We start from the raw sequence: 16,771 nt of genomic DNA on the forward strand, positions 1-16,771 counted from the left end.
GCGGCCTCAGGAGGAGCGGGCTTCGAGGAGCGTCCGGCCGACGTCGACGAAGCCGGTGCGCTGGGCGACGAGACGCCCCTTCCGCACCACCTGGAAGGTCACCTCGTGGTTGACGAGCCGGGGGAAGCCGGGGGTGCCCAGCATGTCCTCGTACCGCCAGCGCAGCGTCGGCGTGAGGCCCCCGGTGTCCACCCGCAGACCGCGGTCCAGGGTGAGCGTGATCTTGCCGGGGGTCACCTTCTCCTCGCCGATCGCCTCGACGACCCGCTTGAGGACCGTGTACGCGATCCAGGTGGTCTGCACGCCGGCGTCGGCCGGGTCGATCCGGTTGTCGCCGAAGGCGTGTTCCTGGATGACCCGCCGCATCGGCTCCCAGCGCGGGTCGCCGGGGGCCGGGTACCAGCCGGTGACGTACGCCCCCTCGAACGGCCCCGAGGCGCCGCCCGTCCGGTCGACCAGCAACTGGTCGACGCTGCCGAGCACGGACGAGATCCGGATGTCGCGGCCGTCCGGGGTGAGCCGGCGGAACGAGTCGAAGAAGTGCGCGGTCCGCTCGCCGAGCGTGGCGGTGACGCAGCCGCGCTCCTCGCCGGCCCGCTTCCGCGAGCGGGTGGCGACGGCCGTGTACTCCCCGGCGTCCTCGGCCGCGGGTATGTCGTACGCCTCGCGCTGCTTGCCGTGGGCGAGGCCCGAGTTGAGCAGCGCGTGCAGGTAGTCGCCGGCGATCGTGTCGGGGCGGACCAGGGAGACCCGCTCGCAGGAGGCGGCGAGCTGCATGCCGTTGCCCGCGAGCAGGGCGACCTGCCCGCCGTTGACGGGATAGGAGAGGTAGCTGGTGAACTCCTCGTCGGACAGGCCGTAGCCGCCGATGTAGGGGATGTTCGCCGCTTCCAGGGTGGCCATGAAGGCCCGGCCGTGCTGGCTGTACGAGCCGACGACGGCGGCCACGCCCTCCTTGACGGCCTTGCGGGCGCAGGTCGCGGCGCCCGTCGCGGTGTTGCCCTCGTTGCAGGTGATCACGCGCAGCTCGTGCCCGGCCAGGCCGCCCTGGCTGTTGGTCCAGCGTGCGTACGCCTCGGCCATCGCGGGCATGCCGGGCATGTTGGTCGCCTTGGTGTCCTGGGGTGCCCAGGTCATCACTGTGATGGGTTCCCTGGAGCCCCCCGTGGCCCCAGGGAGCCCGCCACAGCCGGCGAGGAGGGACGCCGCGGCGAGAGCCGTCGCGGCCCTGGAAGTGAGGAAGGTGGCAAAGCGTCGCCTGCCGTTACCGGTCATAGACATGCACACTTCCGGTTCACGGGGAACGCGGGAGTGAGGGTGGTTCAACAGCCGGTGACGTGAAGGTGAATTGCGGGAGCCGTCCGGCGCGTACCGTGGAGGACGTACCATCCGTACGCCCCACCGCCCGGTGGAGCTTACCCGGCCCGCCCGGCGCGGCCCGCAGGACCGTGTCCGCGAGGTGAACGCAGATGAACCCTTCCCGCCCCGGCCGCCACTCGTCCACCATGGGCGGCATGCCCCTCAACGACATGCCGTGGTGGCGCTGGCGCGCCAACGTGCGCTCGGCGCTCCACATGCTCTCCGACGTCCGCTTCCACGAGGAGTGCTGGCTGGCCGGCGCCGACGGGTACGGGGACGTCACGGACGCCGTCTACCGGCTGGTCGAGGACACCTGGCTGGACAACTGGTCCGCCGAGAAGTACCTCGGGACGATATTCCGCGACCCGGACGAGGCCCGGCTCGTCGACCAGGCCGTCCTGCTGGTCCTGCGGATCGTGCACCAGGTCGGCCCGGACGCGCCCGTCTCCGCGTACCTGGGCCACCCCGGCTGGCCCGAGGCCGTGCACGCCGCCCGCGAGGCCCACGTGCGGCTCTCCGCCAACGACGGCGAGGACCCGGACGTCCCGCCGCGGCCGCTGCACGCCCTGCGGGCGCTGACGGGCACCGCGTAGGACCGCGGCCGGCGGGCGGACCCGCGGGCGCGCCCGCCCCGTGTGGCATGCTGCCGGGATGACCGACCAGTACGTCCTCACCCTCTCCTGCCCCGACCGGCCGGGCATCGTGCACGCCGTGTCGAGCTACCTCCTCATCACGGGGTGCAACATCGAGGACAGCCAGCAGTTCGGGGACCACGGCTCGGGCCTCTTCTTCATGCGGGTCCACTTCTCCGCCGGGGCGCCCGTGACCGTCGAGAAGCTCCGGGCGGGCTTCGCCCCGGTCGGCGACTCCTTCGGGATGGACTGGCGGATCCACCGGGCCGACGAGCGGATGCGGGTCGTGCTGATGGTGTCGAGGTTCGGCCACTGCCTGAACGACCTGCTGTTCCGCACGCGGATCGGCGCGCTGCCGGTGGAGGTCGTGGCCGTGGTCTCCAACCACACGGACTTCGCGGAGCTCGCGGCCTCGTACGACGTCCCCTTCCACCACGTCCCGGTCACTGCGGACACCAGGGCGGAGGCCGAGGCCCGGCTGCTGGAGCTGGTGCGCGGCGAGAACGTCGAACTGGTGGTGCTGGCGCGGTACATGCAGGTCCTGTCGGACGACCTGTGCAGGGTGCTCAGCGGGCGGGTCATCAACATCCACCACTCCTTCCTGCCGAGCTTCAAGGGGGCCAGGCCCTACCACCAGGCGCACGCGCGCGGTGTGAAGCTGATCGGCGCGACGGCCCACTACGTGACGGCGGACCTCGACGAGGGGCCGATCATCGAGCAGGAGGTCGAGCGGGTCGGGCACGAGGCCACTCCCGAGCAGCTGGTGGCCGTGGGGCGCGACGTCGAGTGCCGGGCGCTGGCCCGCGCGGTCACGTGGCACGCGGAGCACCGCGTCCTGCTCAACGGCGGCCGCACGGTCGTCTTCGACTGAGGACGGCGGGGGCGGCGCCCTACATGCGGCTCAGGGAGGCCGCGGCGTACAGGACCTCCCGGATCGCCTCCCGGTCGCCCGCCTCCCCCACCGCGGCCTCCTCCGGGGTGACGCGCCCCGCCACCAGCCGGCAGAACTCCAGGCGGTCCAGGGCCACGAGCGCCACCTCCCGTTCCGGGCGGGCCGCCGCCGGGTGGTCCAGGGCGACGTGCCACTGGCCGCCGCCCGCCCCCTCCACCTCCAGGCGCAGCGACCGCCCCGGCCCGCCCGCTCCGGCGGGCCCCGCCAGCCCGGCGCGGCGGCGGCCGGCCAGCGCCGCCGGCAGGAGGCGGACCACCAGGTCGACCATGCCGCGCAGATGCGCCCCGGAGGGCGGGTCGTACGGGTAGTCCACCGCCGAGGCGATGTCCTCCGCGTGCACCCAGCACTCGAACGCCCGCTCCAGCAGGGCGTCCCGCAGCGGCAGGGAGAACGGGCCGTACGGCACCGGCAGCTCCGCCACCCCGCGCCCGGCGAAGGACACCGTCCGCACCAGCGTGTGCGCCTGGTCCCGCCACGGCTCCCGCGGGCACCGCCCGTCCCCGCCCTCCGCGAGGGCGCGCCAGAACGCCTCCGTGCGCTCCGCCGGCCCGTACGGCGACCGGGCGGCGCCCCCATACGGCCCCACCGGGTCGCCCAGTCCCAGGGCCGCGGCCACCAGGCCGTCCACCGCGAGCAGATGGCCGATGACGCCCGCGACGTCGGTCGGCCGGTCCACCCGCCGCCCGCCCGCGAACCACCTGAGCCGCACCGGTGCGCGCCACTCCGCGCGGCCGATGTCCCGGAGCAGCGCGTCCAGCCGAGCGGTCTCCGCGTCGTACGGGCCGGCCCACTCCGGCACGGGGACGCGGGCGGGGCGCCGGTCCAGGCAGGTCTCCAGGACCCGCGACCGCAGCAGCGGGTCGAGGTCCAGGTCGCGCTCGCTGTGCAGCAGGCCGACCGCGTCGCGCAGCCGCAGCGCCTCGTCCGCGCACGGCGCGCACTCCGTCAGGTGCGCCTCGACGGCGGAGGTCTCCTCGGCGGAGCAGGCCGCCAGCGCCCACGCCCCGAGGAGCGACCGGAGCGTCGCGTGCGACGGCGGCGACGGCTCCCGTGGCGGGGCCGGGACGCGGCCCGGCGAGTCGTCCGCCGCCGGCCGGGGACGCGGCACGCGCGACGGCGCCCGGCCCCCGCCGCCCACGGTCCCGGTCACAGCGACGGCCCCCGGGGACCGGGGGCGCCCCGTCCGGCGGCCGCGTGTGGGCCGTCGCGAGCAGCTGGAGCCCCAGCCGCAGCCGGCGCCGGGCCTCGTCCTGGGTCACCCCCAGGCGCGCGGCGGTCTGCCGGTAGTCCCGGCGCTGGAAGTACGCCAGCTCCAGCGCCGCGCGCAGCGGGACCGGCATCGCCGTGACGATGTAGTCGGCGCGGGCCGCCGCGGACGCCCGCCGCACCCGCTGCTCCAGTTCCTCCGCCGAGCCCTCCCCGCCCTCGGCGATCGCCCGCGCGCCGCTCTGCCGCAGCCGGTGCACGGACTGCCGGCGGGCCAGCCGGGCGACCCAGGCCCGAAGCGAGCCCTCCTTCCGCGGGTCGTACGCGTCGGGGTTCTCCCACACGTACCCGAACACCTCCCGCGTGACCCGGTCGGCGGCCTCCTGGTCCTCCAGCACCCGGCGGGCCGTGTTGTGGACGAGCGAGGCGAAGCGGTCGTACAGCTCCCCGAGCGCGGCCGCCTCTCCGCGGGCCAGCCGCTGCTGCATCCTGCTGTCCCAGCGGGGCGGTGTGTCCTTGGGCATTCTTCGAATGTAGTCCGGGCCTCCCGCGCCGCAGCGTTCTTCGGGCAAGTGCTGGCATTCCGGCCGGGACGGTGGTAAAGAAGCCGCCGTTTCCGCCCCCCGGTGTTTCGGCGGTGGCGAACGGGGCAGTCGCGACGCGGGGACCGTCCTCCGGGCGGTCCGGGACCGGTGGGGAGGGGTCGGGGCGTGGTGCTGAGGGTGGAGCGGGCCGAGTACGGGACCTGGACCGTACTGCGCGTCTGCGGCGAGCTCGACCTCGTGTCGTCCCCCGTGGTCCGGCGCCGGGTGCACGAGGCGGTCGCGGACGGCCGCCACGACGTCGTGCTCGACCTGTCCGGGGTGCGGTTGTGCGACTCCAGCGGCGTGGGCGTGCTCATCGCGGCGCGCCGGCTGCTGCACTCCTGCCGGGGGCGGTTGCGGCTGATCCTGCCGGCGTGCGGTGCGGTGGAGGGCTCGCACGTCGACCGGGTGCTGGCGGCGCTCGGCGTGCGCCGGCTGTTCGACGTGTACCCGGACGTGCCGGCGGCGACGGGCGCGGCGGAGGGATCCGCCCGGGGCGCGACGGGCGGCGCGGCGGCGCCCCGCGCCGCGTCCGCCTAGTCACGTTCGGTGAGGGGTGCGGGACCCGCGGGGGACGTCGGCGCGGCCAGGGCCGCCGCCGGGCGGCCTCGTCCTCCGACGGGCGGCGCGGTCGGGTCCGCCGCGTCCGCGTACCGGTGGGGCGGTCGGGCGCCCGCGTTCGACTGCGCGAAAAGTGCGTCGCACAGTATGCATCAGCCGTACTCCTTCGCGCTGGAATATGCCCGAAGCGCTTGTTCCGGTGACGGAACGTCAACCATGCTGAGCGCCCAAGGTTCGCTGTGAGGCGCGAGGCGATGTGTCCGCCGGTTCGGATGGTGTGAGCGGTGCAGGTGCTTCAAGTTCAGTTGGAGGTCGGCCCGGACCCCGCGGAGGTGGGACGGGCCCGCAGGTGGGCGAGGTCGCGGCTGGCCGGCTCCGGGATAGACGTCGACGAGTCGCTCGCCGAGACCCTCGTGCTCCTGATCTCGGAACTCGTGACCAACGCCGTCGTGCACACCGGCTGCCCGGCCGTGCTGCGCCTGCTGTTCGGTCCGGGCGGCGCCGGCGGCATCGTCCGGGTCGAGGTGGCGGACGACAGCGCCTCCCCGCCGCAGCAGCGCCGGGCGGACGGCGCCGACACCCACGGCCGGGGACTGGAGCTGATCGACGGGCTCGCCGACCGGTGGGGCTGGCAGCCGGAGGGGCGCGGCAAGCGCATCTGGTGCGAGGTGGACCGGAGCGCGGCGGTGCTCGCCCGGGCGGTGCGCGAGCCGGAGGCGTACGAACCGTCCCGTGCCGTGACGAACACCGCGTAACTTCCTTTACCCCCCATACCTGTTGACGGAGGGCGCCGGTCTGACCACCCTGGGGTCAGCGATCCGCGGCGAGGGGACGCCGAGGGCCGTGGCGGTCCTCGGCGAGTGCGGGTCGCGCCTCCGGTGCCGGAACCGGCCGCGCGCGAGCGCGGTGCCCGCGCCGGACGGGTGGCGGCCGCGGTGCCGTGCTCGGGGCGCGCACCCGCGTGCCGCCACCCCGAAAGGCCCCGGGCGGCCCGCCCGGCGGGCCGTCGGCGGCCGGGGAGCGGTCCCGCGCGAGGAGCCCGTGCCGGGCGTCGAGCCGTGGCCGTGGTCACGGCGGCGGGGTGCGGTCAGGGCGGCGGGGTGCGGCGCGCGTCCGGGACGGTGCGGCCTGCCGGGGCGGTCTCCCACGGCACGGCACGGCACCGCGGCCGCGGCCGGGCGCCGGCACCGGCGGGAGCGGGGCGGGCGCGGGACGCCGGCCGCGGTCGGCGCCGTCAGCCGCCGTCGTCCGGTCGGCACACCGCCCGGGCGCCGAGCGCGACCGCGCCCTGGCCCCGCTCCCGTACGAGCAGGGGGTCGGCGGCCAACTCCACCAGTTCACCCCCCAGTTCCAGGGCGACGCGCTGGACCCGCAGCACGGTCTCGGCCAGCGCGTCCACGTCGAGCGGCGCGCCGCCCCGCACCCCGTCCAGCAGCCGGCGCACGCGCAGCCCGTCCAGCGCGGCCCGCGCCTCCCGCTCCCCGAACGGCGGGACGCGCACGGCCGTGTCCGCCTCCACCTCCGCCAGGGCGCCGCCCGCCCCGACCGTCACGGTCGGCCCCAGCAGCGGGTCGTGCGCCAGCCGGACCGCCATCTCGACACCGCGCTCCACCATCTGGCAGACCAGGACGCCCTCCAGGTCGAGGCGGTCGCAGCGGGCGATCTCCGTGAGATCCCGGTACGTGTCGCGGACCTGGCTCGCGGAGGTCAGGCCCACCCGGACCAGGCCCAGTTCGGCTCGGTACTCCAGGTGGGGGGCGGACGCCTTCAGCACGACCGGGTACCCGACCTGGGCGGCCGCGCGGACGGCCGCCGCCGCGCTGGTCACCAGTTGCTCACGCGGTACGCGGACGCCGTACGCCCGCAACAGCTGCTTCGCCGCGTGCTCGCTGAGCCGCCGGCCGGGCCGCAGCAGGGGCCGCGCCCTGCGCGCCGCCGGCGACGGCGGGTCCGCCGGCGACGGCGCCCCCTCGAAGGGGGAGCGGTACGCGGCGGCGCGGCGGTGGTGGCCGGCGTAGGCCGCGAGGGCGGCGACGCAGTTGCCGGTGGTGCGGAAGGTGACGACCCGGGGCGAGCCGAGGAGCGTCTCCCGGTAGGCCGCCTCCGTGCCGGCCGGGGAACCCCAGATCACGCAGACCGGTTTGTCGGTCGTCTCCGCCGCGTCGGCCAGGGCCCGCGCGAGCCGGTCGGTGTGCGGGGGGCGCGGGGCGGGGACGGGGCAGACGACGACCCCGACGGCCGGGTCCGCGAGGAGGGCGTCGAGGCCGGCGCCCGGGCGGGCCGCGGCCGGGAGGCCGGCGGCGGAGGCGAGGGCGGCGACGTGGGCGGCGGCGCCGTCGGGGCCGTCGTCGTACACCGCTATGCCGTCCGCGCGGGGCGGGCGGGCGCGGGCGAGGAGGACGGCGGTGTCCTGCAGCTGGTCGGGGGAGCCGACCGGGACGACGCCGTACTGGCGGAGGGCCGCGTCCAGGACCGGCGCGGTGGCCGGGGCGGCGGTGGCGAGTGCGACGACGGGGACGCCGCGGCGGGCCGCGTGGTCGGCGGCGCGGAACAGGGCGGGGGCGTCGTGGACGGGGTCCAGGTGGCAGGCGACGGCGCCGACGCCGGGCTGTTCGGCGCAGTACGCGAGGAGGTCGGCGGCCGTCAGGTCGGCCCCGGCGCCGGTGACGGCCCAGTACGAGACCCGGACGCCGACGTCCTGGAGGGCGTACAGGTGGCGCCCCCGGGCGCCGGTCGGCGTGACGACGGCGACGCCGGGTCCGGGGAGGTCGTCCCGCAGCGGCGCGAAGAGGTCGGCGTCGGTGGGCCCGAGCACGCGCGTCGCACCGCCGCGCAGCCGGTCGGCGGAGGAGGAACCGCCGAGGACGACGGCGAGGGGGATCTCCCGGGCGGCCAGCTGCCGGACGTCGGGCAGGGGGTCGTCGCCGAGGACGACGGCGAGGTCCACGTCGTCCGGTAACCCGGAGACGGACGGGACGGACCGCACCCCGGCCTCCGCCGCGCCCCGCACGGCGTACACCCGCGCCCCGCGGCCGAGCGCCCACCGCACGGCGGCGTCCCGTCCACCGCCCGCCCCCAGGAGCGCCACGGCGCGGGGCCGGAAGAGGGGGCCCAGGTCCGGGGCACCGCCTCCCGGGCCCGGTCCTCCGGTGAAGCCGCCCCGAGCAGAACCGAGAACCACTCCGCCGCCTCCCGCCCGTCGCACAGCCGAACCCGAATGACGCCCGGTCAGGTTACTCATGAGTTGCCCAGGGGGAACAGCGCGCACGGCCATCGTCCGAAGCGCGGCGGGGCGGGGGCGGCGGGTGCCGAGGGGGCTGGCCGGGCGGGGCGGCGGGTGCCGGGGAAGGGCGGACCGGAGGGTGGCGGATATCCGGGAGGCGGCCGGGCGGGGCGGCGGGTGTCCGGTGGGGCGGCGGCGGGCGTCCCGGGGCGCCGTGGCGAAAGACGAGGGCCCCCGGGCCGGTGGGGACGTCGCCGTACCCACCGGGCCCGAAGGCCCTCACCTGCCACAACCTCCCCGAACGGGACGCCTAGGGAGTCAGGGACTCCCCGGAGAGTTCTCCGTCGTGGAGCTCCGCCAGGTACCGCTCGGCGTCCAGGGCGGCCGCACATCCGGTCCCGGCCGCCGTGACGGCCTGGCGGTAGACGTGGTCGACGACGTCGCCCGCCGCGAACACCCCCGGCACGCTGGTACGGGTCGAGGGCGCGTCCACCAGCACGTACCCGGCCTCGTCCAGGGCGAGCCGGCCCTTGAAGAGTTCGCTGCGCGGGTCGTGGCCGATCGCGATGAACAGCCCCGTCACCGCCCGGTCCTCCGTCGCCCCGGTGACCGTGTCCCGGAGCGTGACGCCGGTGAGGCCCGTGCCGATGTCGCCCTGCAGGGCCGCCACCTCGCGCTCGAAGGCGAAGGTGATCTTCGGGTCGGCGAAGGCCCGCCGCTGCATCGCCTTGGAGGCCCGCAGGGTGTCGCGCCGGTGGACCACCGTGACCGAACGGGCGTACCGGCTCAGGAAGGTGGCCTCCTCCAGGGCGGTGTCGCCGCCGCCGACCACGACGATGTCGTGGTTGCGGAAGAAGAACCCGTCGCAGGTGGCGCACCAGGAGACGCCCCGCCCGGACAGTTCGTCCTCCTTCTCCAGGCCGAGCTTGCGGTAGCCCGACCCGGTGGCGACGATGACGGCCCGCGTCCGGTACTCGCGCCCCGTGCTGTCGGTGACCGTCTTGACGTCCCCGTCCAGGTCGACGTCGACCACGTCCACGTCGACCATCTCGGCGCCGAACCGTTCCGCCTGGGACGCCATGGCGTCCATCAGGTCCGGCCCCTGTATGCCCTGGGGGAAGCCGGGGTAGTTCTCCACCTCGGTGGTGGTGGCCAGCGAGCCGCCGATGAAGGCGCTGCCCCGCAGGACCAGCGGGCGGAGGTCGGCCCGGGCGGTGTAGAGGGCGGCGGTGTAGCCGGCGGGGCCGGAGCCGATGACGACGACGTTGCGGATGTCGCCGCTCATCGGTCGGACCGCCCGCTCGTGGTGCCGGTCGGGCCGGTGTACAGCAGCAGGTTCCGGGAGTCCGCGCCCGGGTTCAGCACGTGGTCCTTGGTGGCGGCGGCGATGAGCGCCTCGTCCAGCTCGACCGGCGTGGCCTCGGGGTGGGCGGCCAGGTAGAGGGCCGCCGCGCCGGTGACCTCGGCGGTGGCCGCGGAGGTGCCGGTGAGCCTGACGTAGGAGCTGTTGCTCAGCGCGCCGGCGGTGGTGATGTCGGTGCCGGGCGCGAACAGGTGGACGCAGTAGCCGTAGTTGGACCAGGCCGGTCGCCGGTCGCTGCGGTCGGTGGCGGCGACGGTGATGGCGGTGGTCTGCCGGGCGGGGGTCGTCTCGCAGGACTCGATGCCGTTGCCCGAGCTGTCGCCGTTGCCCGCGGCGGCGGTGTACGCGATGCCCTTGTGGGTCATCTGGTAGAGCTGGAGGTCGAGCACGGAGCCCGGCTCGCCGGAGAAGCCCAGGTTGACGATGGAGGGGCCGTCGGCGTTGGCGGTGATCCAGTCCACCGCGGACATGATGTGCTCCAGCGTGCCCGTGCCGTCGCAGCCGAAGGCGCGCACCGACTTCACGGTGGCGCCCTTGGCGACACCGCTCCACAGTCCGGCGGCGGTGGCCGCGGAGGCGGTGCCGTGGCCGTTGCAGTCGCTGGCGCCGCCGGGGGCCTGCCTGATGGCGTCGTACACGCCCTGGGCCCGGCCTCCCATGAACTCCTGGTGGCCGACCCGCACACCGGTGTCGACGATGTAGGCGTCCACGCCCGACCCGGTGCCGGAGAACCTGTAGGTGTTGTTCAGGGGCAGGTCGCGCTGGTCCACGCGGTCCAGGCCCCAGGAGGGCGGTGACGTCTGGACGCCGCCGCCGAGGGCCGCCACCCCCGCCGCCCCGGTGTCCAGCCTCCGGACCGCCTGCTGCTTCCCGGCGACGCGGTAGACGCGGTCGCTGGTGATCGAGTCGACGCGGGTGTCCTTGTAGTAGGCGGTCACCTGCTCCGGGGTGAGCGAGACGGAGAACGCCTGGGAGGCGGAGTAGTACACCCTCCGCAGCACGCCGCCGTTGGTGGCGATCACCTCGTTCGCCCGCCGGGTGACCGCCTCCTTGGTCGCCTCCGTGCTGTTGACTTCGACGACGTACACGGTGGTGGCGGCGGTGGAGGCGGACGAGGGCCGGTCCGCCGGGGTGTTCGACGACGCCGGTCCGGCGATCAGAACGGGAAGGACCACACCGGCCGCGACGGCCGCCGCCGTCGCCGCCTTCAACAGGGGCTTCTTCATTGGGGGATGAGCCTTTCGCCTGTGTCTCACGCGAGGTCGCCGCGCACTGCGGCGGTGGAGCGGGGGGACACCGCAGGCGTGCCGCGGGTGCGGTACGCCTGCGGTGCGAGGGGAGGGTGCCCGGGGCGGGGGATCCGGAGGGGGCGGCGCCCCGGGCGGGGTGTGCCGCCGCCGCGGGAGCGGCGGCGGCATCTGTGCCTTACAGGTTGTTCAGCCAGTTCCGCAGGGAGGTCGGGCCGTCGAAGCCCACCATGCGGCTGCCGGCCTCCTGGCCGTTCTGGATGTTGAGCAGGGCCGGGATGCCGCGGACCCGGTACTTGTTGTACAGGTCGCGGTTCCTGTCGACGTCGACCTTGGCCCACACCCAGGCACCGTTGTCGGCGGTGTTGTACTGCTGGAGGTACGGCTTCTGCTTCTGGCACCAGTAGCACCAGGTGGCGGTGAAGTCGAGGACCACCGGCTTGGTGTACGACCACTGCATCACCTGGGCGGTGTTGGCCGGGGTGACGTCGACGACGTTGGGGATCGTCGCGGTGGCGGACACCTCGGCGACGGGCGCCGCCGGGGCGGCGACGGCCGAGGCGGCGGTGCCACCCAGGAGCATGGCGACAGCTGCGGTGACCACAGCCAGCTTGCGGTACATGATGGTTTCCTTTCGTGGGGGTGGGGCGGGGTAGGGCGTACGCGTACGAGGGGGAGGGGCTCTCCGGGGCTCGTTCAGCCTTCGGCGGTCTGCGTGGGCAGGCCGTGGGCTACCCAGTCCTCGATCCCCTCGCGGTACTTGCGTACGTCCGTGTAACCGAGCGAGACGAGGCGCGCGCCGACGAGTTCACTGTTGCGGCACGGCACGTTCGCGCAGTACACGACTATGGGTTTGGTGCGGTCCGGGAGCACGGTGGGCGCGAGTTCGTCGGTGAAGCGCGCCGCCTCCTCGTACGGGAATCCCGGGATGTTCACCGCACCGGGCAGGTGTTCACGCTCGTAGTAGGCCGTCGGCATCGTGTCGACCACGATGACCTTTCCGGCGTCCATCTCGGCCTTCAGTTCGTCCCGCTTCACCAGGGGTAGCACTTCTGCCTCCGGTCCTCGTCATGCAGTGGGGTCGGAAAGGGGGGTCTCTCGGGCGGTGCCGCGGTGCCGGGCGCCCATCATCCGGCCGACCACCGCGTAGAGGGCGAAGGCGGCCACGACGGCGTTGATGGCGGGGATGCCGGCCTCCAGGTACACGCCGATCAGCGTGCCGGCGGCCCAGCAGACCAGGGACAGCGGAAGCCAGTTCGGGATGTCGGGCTCCTGGCCCGTGCGGCGCGCCTGCTCCAGGTCCGCGCGGTACCGCCGCACCACGTAGTACTCGGCGATGATGATTCCGGCCACCGGCGGGGCGAGCACCCCGATGGTCTCCAGGAAGCCGGTGAAGTCGTCGGCGATGCCGATGGCGGAGAGGAAGGTACCCGCCGCGCCGATCACCAGGGTGACGCTCCGCCGGCCGATGCGGCGGCCGAAGATGACGTCGACGCTGTTGACCGTGGCCAGCGCGGAGGAGTACAGGTTCCAGTCGTTGATCTTGAGGATCGACGTGGCCAGGATCAGCGTACCCAGGATGCCGGAGGAGGTGGTGATGATGCCGACGATGTCGGCGGTGCGGGCGGCGTGCCCGAGCATCACCGCGGTGAGCCCGATCACGTACTCGCCCAGCGTCACGCCGAGCAGGGTCTGCTTCACGACGTCGGAGGGACGGCGGTTGAAGCGCGTCATGTCCGGGGTCATCAGGGCGCCCAGGATGAACGCGCCCGCCACCAGCGTCGTGCCCTCGGCCAGGCTGAGGACCGGCCCGGGAGGGGGCCCGGTCAGCAGCTCGTCCATCGGGTGGCCGATCAGCGTGTCCACCACCGACCAGCCGGCCAGGACCAGGAACGCCGGCACGGTCAGGTAGGCCGTCCACGCCATGATCTTGAAGCCGTAGACCGAGATGGCCGTGACCACCGCGCCGCCCGCCACCGCCCAGGCCCACTGGGGGATGCCGCCGGCGAGGTCGTGCATGCCCTGCGCGAAGACGCCGTTCTGGACGCCGAACCAGCCGGCGAGGCTGAGCGCCACCAGCATGCCGACGGCGGCGGAGCCCTTGCGGCCGAAGCCGGACCAGCGGGCCAGCACCGACGTGGAGACGCCCTCCTTCACCCCGGCGACGCCCATGAGGATCGTGACGATCTCCAGCATCACCGAGCCGACGGTGATGGCGATCACCGCGTCGGTGAACGTCATGCCGTAGCCGAGGACGGCTCCCACCATGAACTGCTGGAAGGAGGAGACCTGGCCGAAGCGCTGCACCGCCACGGAGAACCAGGAGTGGCGGGCCTCGTCGGGGACCGGGGTCAGCGAGTAGTCGTCGAGGGCCTCGTCCCCGGCGGACCGGGCCGCCGCACCGGTCACCGGGGCCGGCTCGGTGTTCTTCCGTTCGGTCTCAGCCGATCCCATGGGCCACCTCCTGGGCGGGGGCGGACTCGGCCGGCTGCGGCGCCTCGGGGGCGTCCTGCGGCAGTTCGCGGACCACGAGGAAGCCCTGCCCGTCCGCCGGCTGCCAGCTCAGTTCGTGGCGGAAGAAGCGCTCCAGGAAGGCGACGCGGTGGTGGTAGACGAAGAACGACGGGCGGTGGCCCGCGATGCCTCCGGCGTCCACGAAGAGGGGCAGCTCGGCGAGGAAGTAGCGTACGGCGCTCTGCAGCTGCTCCTCCGTCGGGGAGGTGCCCGGGGGCAGCTTCTGGTCCAGCACCCAGTTGGAGGCGTCCAGACAGGCGGCGCGGAAGCCCTCGTCCTCGCGGAAGCGGAGGTGCGCCTCGTCCAGCAGCGAGGTGTAGCGGGCGATGCCGTTCAGCCGCTCCATGCCCAGGACCAGGTCCTGGGGGTTCTCCACACCCACCGAGCGCAGCGCGGTGCAGATCTTGTTGTGGACGTACTGGCCCTGGCGCTGGGCCTTGTGGCGTGCGCGGTCCGGCTCGTACCCCAGTGCCTCCAGGGTGTACGCGGCCGCCGCGTCGGGCACGAAGAAGTGGACGTTCGGAAAACGTGTCAGCGCCCAGTCGGCCAGCCGCTGCAGTCGCGGCGTGCTGAAGTAGCTGTTGAAAGGGCTGACCCCGATGCACACGTGAACGGAATCGGGCAGCAAGCTGCGACATCGCTCGGTAAGTGGTTCAATCTCAAACATATTCACTCTCAGGCAGTGGTGCGGACGGGCCCCCCTCGCACAGTCAGGCCGTCGGCCCGTGAGGCGATGACTGGAATGGTGACGGTCCGCCGGGGGGTTGAGTACTGCCGGGCGGTTATGCCATTGCCGCAATTCCCGCCACTACAGCGCAGCGTGCCCGCAGGCCGACTATCGGTGACTTTCAGGGTGTGAAAATCGCAGGCCGAGCCCTTGACCTCCAGACCTGGCAAAGGCTTCGATGAGCGGCTTAACTATTGGCATGGACCTGCAATTCCGCCACTTACGTCAGCTGTGCGTCGTCTCCGAGACCGGAAGCCTGAACAAGGCCGCGACGGTCCTGGGGCTTCCCCAGCCTGCTCTGAGTCGCCAGATACGGCGGCTGGAGGAACTGTTCGGCGGGACGCTGTTCGAGCGCGACCAGCACGGCACCCGCCCGACCCCCCTGGGCAGCGCGGTCCTGGACCACGCGGAGTCCATCCTCCGCTCCTTCGACTATTTCGGGGAGCAGGTGCGCGACTACCGCGTGCTGCGCCGCCGGACGCTGCGGGTCGGCGGGACGGCGTGCAACGTGTTCTACGAGCCCCTGCTCAGCTCCCTGCGGAGACTGCCGTCCGAGGAGCGCGTGCAGATCGTGACCCCGCCTTCCGCCCGTGAACTGATGGACCTGCTGAGAGAGGGGGAGATCGACATCGCCCTGCGGGACCACCAGGCCGAGAAGGGGCACCTTCCGTCCGACGAGGGCCCGATCGCGCACATCCCCTGGGCCGAGAGCCCGGTGCTGCTCGCGGTCGCCGCCGACCGGCCGACGGCCACCGCCGAGCGGCTCACCATGGCGGACCTGGCGTGCGAGGACTGGATCTCGTGCAGCGGCCCCGACGGCTGCGACGAGGCGCTGCGCAGGCTCTGCGCCTCCTACGGGTTCACGCCGCGCATCATCCACGACATCCCGCTGGCCGGGCCCCGCTGCCAGGTGATCCGGTACCAGGACTCCGTGGCCCTGACCCAGGCGCACCGCCCCCTGCAACCGGGCGTCGTGCGCCGCCCGGTGGCCGACCTGAACCTGCGGGTGGCCCACCTGGTGGCCTACCGCAAGGAGAGCTGGATCGCCGCGCGGATGCCGAAGCTGGTCGCGCTGCTCTCCGCCGCGCACCGCGAGCTGTCGCTCGCCGAGTCGTCATGGACATAGAGGTCCAGGACCTGCGGGTGCTGCGGGCCGTCGCCGACACGGGGAGCCTGGCCGGCGCCGCGCGCGCACTCGGCGTCAGCCAGGCCGGCGTCACCCGCCGCATCCAGCACCTCGAACGGGTGACCGGCCTCGTCGTGCTCCGCCGCGACCACCAGGGGGCCAGGCTCACCGCCGCCGGCCGGCTGCTGCTGCTCTGCGCCGACGAGCTGCTCCCGAAGATCGACCGCCTCCTGGCCACCGGCAGGCACGAGGACCCCGCCGGCCCGTCGGCGGAGCGCCTGCGCATCGGCACGGTGCCCACCCCCGTCCTCCCCCTGGTGACCGCCCACGCCCGGGCCCTGTTCCCGCGGGCGGACGTCGAGCTGTGCACCATCCTGGGTGCGTACCGCGCGTCCGCCGGCGCCGGTGACGCGCAGGCCGCCGACTCCGGCACGGACCTGCTCGGGTTCTTCCGCGCGCACCGCCTGGACCTGGCCGTGGTGCGGCACTCCCCCGTACTGGACGGACCCCTCCCCGAACTCCTCGAGTCCGCGGTGCTCGCCGAGGAGGACATGCTGATCGGCACCGCGGCCGACCACCGGCTGGCCCAGCGCCCTTCGATCGCGCTCTCCGACCTCGACGGCGAAATGTGCCTGCTCGTCGGTGGCCGCCGCCACGCCGACCTGCGCCGCCACTTCACGGCGGCCGCGCGCCACGCCGACGTGCACGTGGAGCTGCGCTGGGCGTCCGACGAGGCCGAGGCGGCGGCGCTGGCCTGCGCGGTCCGCGGAGCACTGCCCGCCTACCCGTTGCCCGCACCGGCGGTCGGCGTGGCCTACACCCCGCTCTCCGACGCCAGCACCCGCCACCGCCTCCTGCTGGTCTGGCTGCCGGGCAGCCCGGCAGCCACCTGGGCGCCCGGACTGGCGGACACGGTCCGCGAGGCGTACCGGAGCGAAGGGAGGGCGTGAGCCGGGGCACCGGTCTGTCGCGCGGGCCGTGCGCGGGGGAGGGTCCGGTACACGCAGAAGCCCGCCACCCGCCGCTCGAAGGCGGCGGGTGGCGGGCCAACGCCGAGGTGGAGACAGGATTCGAACCTGTGTAAACGGCTTTGCGAGCCGCTGCCTAGCCTCTCGGCCACTCCACCGAATACGGAAGGAACCAGGAGACCGTTGAGGGAGTCGCAGGTTCCTCTTCCGTCCGGCGTGCTTTCCCGCCGGTGCTGAGAACATTAGCAGCTCTTCTCGGCTACAGGAACACCTTTCTTTCGCCTGAACGGTGCGTAATCAATTCGACAC

At 74.1% G+C, this 16,771-nt stretch carries 15 protein-coding genes, 1 tRNA gene and 1 pseudogene; 6 read left to right on the forward strand and 11 right to left on the reverse strand.

From position 1 onward, the window contains the following. Window positions 1–6: 6 nt before the first annotated feature. A complete protein-coding gene (locus LUW75_RS14335) occupies window positions 7–1,275 on the reverse strand; it encodes an ABC transporter substrate-binding protein (protein ID WP_250337672.1) in 1,269 nt (422 codons plus the stop codon). A 194-nt stretch (window positions 1,276–1,469) separates the two neighbouring features. Between LUW75_RS14335 and LUW75_RS14340 the strand changes: the two genes are divergently transcribed. Together LUW75_RS14340 and purU are read left to right on the forward strand one after the other, a co-directional pair. Beyond that, window positions 1,470–1,952, forward strand: a complete 483-nt coding sequence (locus LUW75_RS14340) for an SCO4402 family protein (RefSeq protein ID WP_250335959.1) — start codon at window positions 1,470–1,472, stop codon at window positions 1,950–1,952. A 58-nt stretch (window positions 1,953–2,010) separates the two neighbouring features. Further along, on the forward strand, window positions 2,011–2,862 hold the full coding sequence (gene purU / locus LUW75_RS14345; RefSeq protein WP_250335960.1) for a formyltetrahydrofolate deformylase: 852 nt from the start codon (window positions 2,011–2,013) through the stop codon (window positions 2,860–2,862). A 19-nt stretch (window positions 2,863–2,881) separates the two neighbouring features. Here the strand turns inward: purU and LUW75_RS14350 are convergent, their stop codons facing one another. Together LUW75_RS14350 and LUW75_RS14355 are read right to left on the reverse strand one after the other, a co-directional pair. Beyond that, window positions 2,882–4,093 carry a zf-HC2 domain-containing protein gene (locus LUW75_RS14350; protein ID WP_250335961.1) on the reverse strand — a complete coding sequence of 404 codons (1,212 nt, stop codon included), beginning with the start codon at window positions 4,091–4,093 and terminating at the stop codon, window positions 2,882–2,884. Between the two features lie 4 nt (window positions 4,094–4,097). Beyond that, window positions 4,098–4,673: pseudogene (locus LUW75_RS14355) on the reverse strand (RNA polymerase sigma factor); the annotation flags it as partial. Between the two features lie 186 nt (window positions 4,674–4,859). Here LUW75_RS14355 and LUW75_RS14360 point away from each other — a divergent pair. Together LUW75_RS14360 and LUW75_RS14365 are read left to right on the forward strand one after the other, a co-directional pair. Further along, window positions 4,860–5,273, forward strand: coding sequence for an STAS domain-containing protein (locus LUW75_RS14360; RefSeq protein WP_250335962.1), 414 nt, complete (start codon window positions 4,860–4,862; stop codon window positions 5,271–5,273). A gap of 305 nt (window positions 5,274–5,578) precedes the next feature. Continuing rightward, window positions 5,579–6,049 carry an ATP-binding protein gene (locus LUW75_RS14365; RefSeq protein ID WP_250335963.1) on the forward strand — a complete coding sequence of 157 codons (471 nt, stop codon included), beginning with the start codon at window positions 5,579–5,581 and terminating at the stop codon, window positions 6,047–6,049. A gap of 479 nt (window positions 6,050–6,528) precedes the next feature. On the opposite strand, the gene LUW75_RS14370 is transcribed toward LUW75_RS14365, so the two are convergent. The 7 genes from LUW75_RS14370 to LUW75_RS14400 all read right to left on the reverse strand — a co-directional run bounded on the left by LUW75_RS14370 (window position 6,529) and on the right by LUW75_RS14400 (window position 14,308). After that, complete coding sequence (locus LUW75_RS14370; RefSeq protein ID WP_462933737.1) at window positions 6,529–8,382, reverse strand: acetate--CoA ligase family protein; 1,854 nt, start codon at window positions 8,380–8,382, stop codon at window positions 6,529–6,531. A 445-nt stretch (window positions 8,383–8,827) separates the two neighbouring features. Further along, window positions 8,828–9,802, reverse strand: a complete 975-nt coding sequence (trxB, locus tag LUW75_RS14375; RefSeq protein WP_250335965.1) for a thioredoxin-disulfide reductase — start codon at window positions 9,800–9,802, stop codon at window positions 8,828–8,830. After that, entirely contained in the window at window positions 9,799–11,106 is a 1,308-nt protein-coding gene (locus tag LUW75_RS14380; protein WP_250335966.1) for a S8 family peptidase, read from the reverse strand. Before LUW75_RS14380 ends, trxB begins: the two co-directional genes overlap by 4 nt. A 199-nt stretch (window positions 11,107–11,305) precedes the next feature. Beyond that, a complete protein-coding gene (locus LUW75_RS14385; RefSeq protein WP_250335967.1) occupies window positions 11,306–11,749 on the reverse strand; it encodes a thioredoxin family protein in 444 nt (147 codons plus the stop codon). 74 nt (window positions 11,750–11,823) lie between these two features. Next, window positions 11,824–12,165 carry a rhodanese-like domain-containing protein gene (locus LUW75_RS14390; RefSeq protein ID WP_250335968.1) on the reverse strand — a complete coding sequence of 114 codons (342 nt, stop codon included), beginning with the start codon at window positions 12,163–12,165 and terminating at the stop codon, window positions 11,824–11,826. A gap of 30 nt (window positions 12,166–12,195) precedes the next feature. Next, window positions 12,196–13,581, reverse strand: coding sequence for a purine-cytosine permease family protein (locus LUW75_RS14395; protein ID WP_250335969.1), 1,386 nt, complete (start codon window positions 13,579–13,581; stop codon window positions 12,196–12,198). Further along, entirely contained in the window at window positions 13,568–14,308 is a 741-nt protein-coding gene (locus LUW75_RS14400) for a tRNA-dependent cyclodipeptide synthase (protein WP_284453835.1), read from the reverse strand. The genes LUW75_RS14395 and LUW75_RS14400 overlap by 14 nt, the downstream gene beginning before the upstream one ends. A gap of 259 nt (window positions 14,309–14,567) precedes the next feature. Here LUW75_RS14400 and LUW75_RS14405 point away from each other — a divergent pair, with 259 nt between their 5' ends. Beyond that, a complete protein-coding gene (locus LUW75_RS14405; RefSeq protein WP_250335971.1) occupies window positions 14,568–15,494 on the forward strand; it encodes a LysR family transcriptional regulator in 927 nt (308 codons plus the stop codon). After that, window positions 15,485–16,444 carry a LysR family transcriptional regulator gene (locus tag LUW75_RS14410; protein ID WP_250335972.1) on the forward strand — a complete coding sequence of 320 codons (960 nt, stop codon included), beginning with the start codon at window positions 15,485–15,487 and terminating at the stop codon, window positions 16,442–16,444. Before LUW75_RS14405 ends, LUW75_RS14410 begins: the two co-directional genes overlap by 10 nt. 105 nt (window positions 16,445–16,549) lie before the next feature. Here the strand turns inward: LUW75_RS14410 and LUW75_RS14415 are convergent. Then, window positions 16,550–16,620, reverse strand: a tRNA-Cys gene (locus tag LUW75_RS14415). Window positions 16,621–16,771: the final 151 nt, after the last annotated feature.

It is taken from the genome of Streptomyces sp. MRC013 (genome assembly GCF_023614235.1).
Classification (GTDB): domain Bacteria; phylum Actinomycetota; class Actinomycetes; order Streptomycetales; family Streptomycetaceae; genus Streptomyces.

Bases quoted from the DNA above. Each gene is read 5' to 3' on its own strand.
- purU (WP_250335960.1), top strand. From the start codon at position 2,011: ATGACCGACCAGTACGTCCTCACCCTCTCCTGCCCCGACCGGCCGGGC.
- LUW75_RS14340 (WP_250335959.1), top strand. From the start codon at position 1,470: ATGAACCCTTCCCGCCCCGGCCGCCACTCGTCCACCATGGGCGGCATG.
- LUW75_RS14335 (WP_250337672.1), bottom strand. From the start codon at position 1,275: ATGACCGGTAACGGCAGGCGACGCTTTGCCACCTTCCTCACTTCCAGG.
- LUW75_RS14400 (WP_284453835.1), bottom strand. From the start codon at position 14,308: ATGTTTGAGATTGAACCACTTACCGAGCGATGTCGCAGCTTGCTGCCC.
- LUW75_RS14395 (WP_250335969.1), bottom strand. From the start codon at position 13,581: ATGGGATCGGCTGAGACCGAACGGAAGAACACCGAGCCGGCCCCGGTG.
- trxB (WP_250335965.1), bottom strand. From the start codon at position 9,802: ATGAGCGGCGACATCCGCAACGTCGTCGTCATCGGCTCCGGCCCCGCC.
- LUW75_RS14410 (WP_250335972.1), top strand. From the start codon at position 15,485: ATGGACATAGAGGTCCAGGACCTGCGGGTGCTGCGGGCCGTCGCCGAC.
- LUW75_RS14380 (WP_250335966.1), bottom strand. From the start codon at position 11,106: ATGAAGAAGCCCCTGTTGAAGGCGGCGACGGCGGCGGCCGTCGCGGCC.
- LUW75_RS14385 (WP_250335967.1), bottom strand. From the start codon at position 11,749: ATGTACCGCAAGCTGGCTGTGGTCACCGCAGCTGTCGCCATGCTCCTG.
- LUW75_RS14405 (WP_250335971.1), top strand. From the start codon at position 14,568: ATGGACCTGCAATTCCGCCACTTACGTCAGCTGTGCGTCGTCTCCGAG.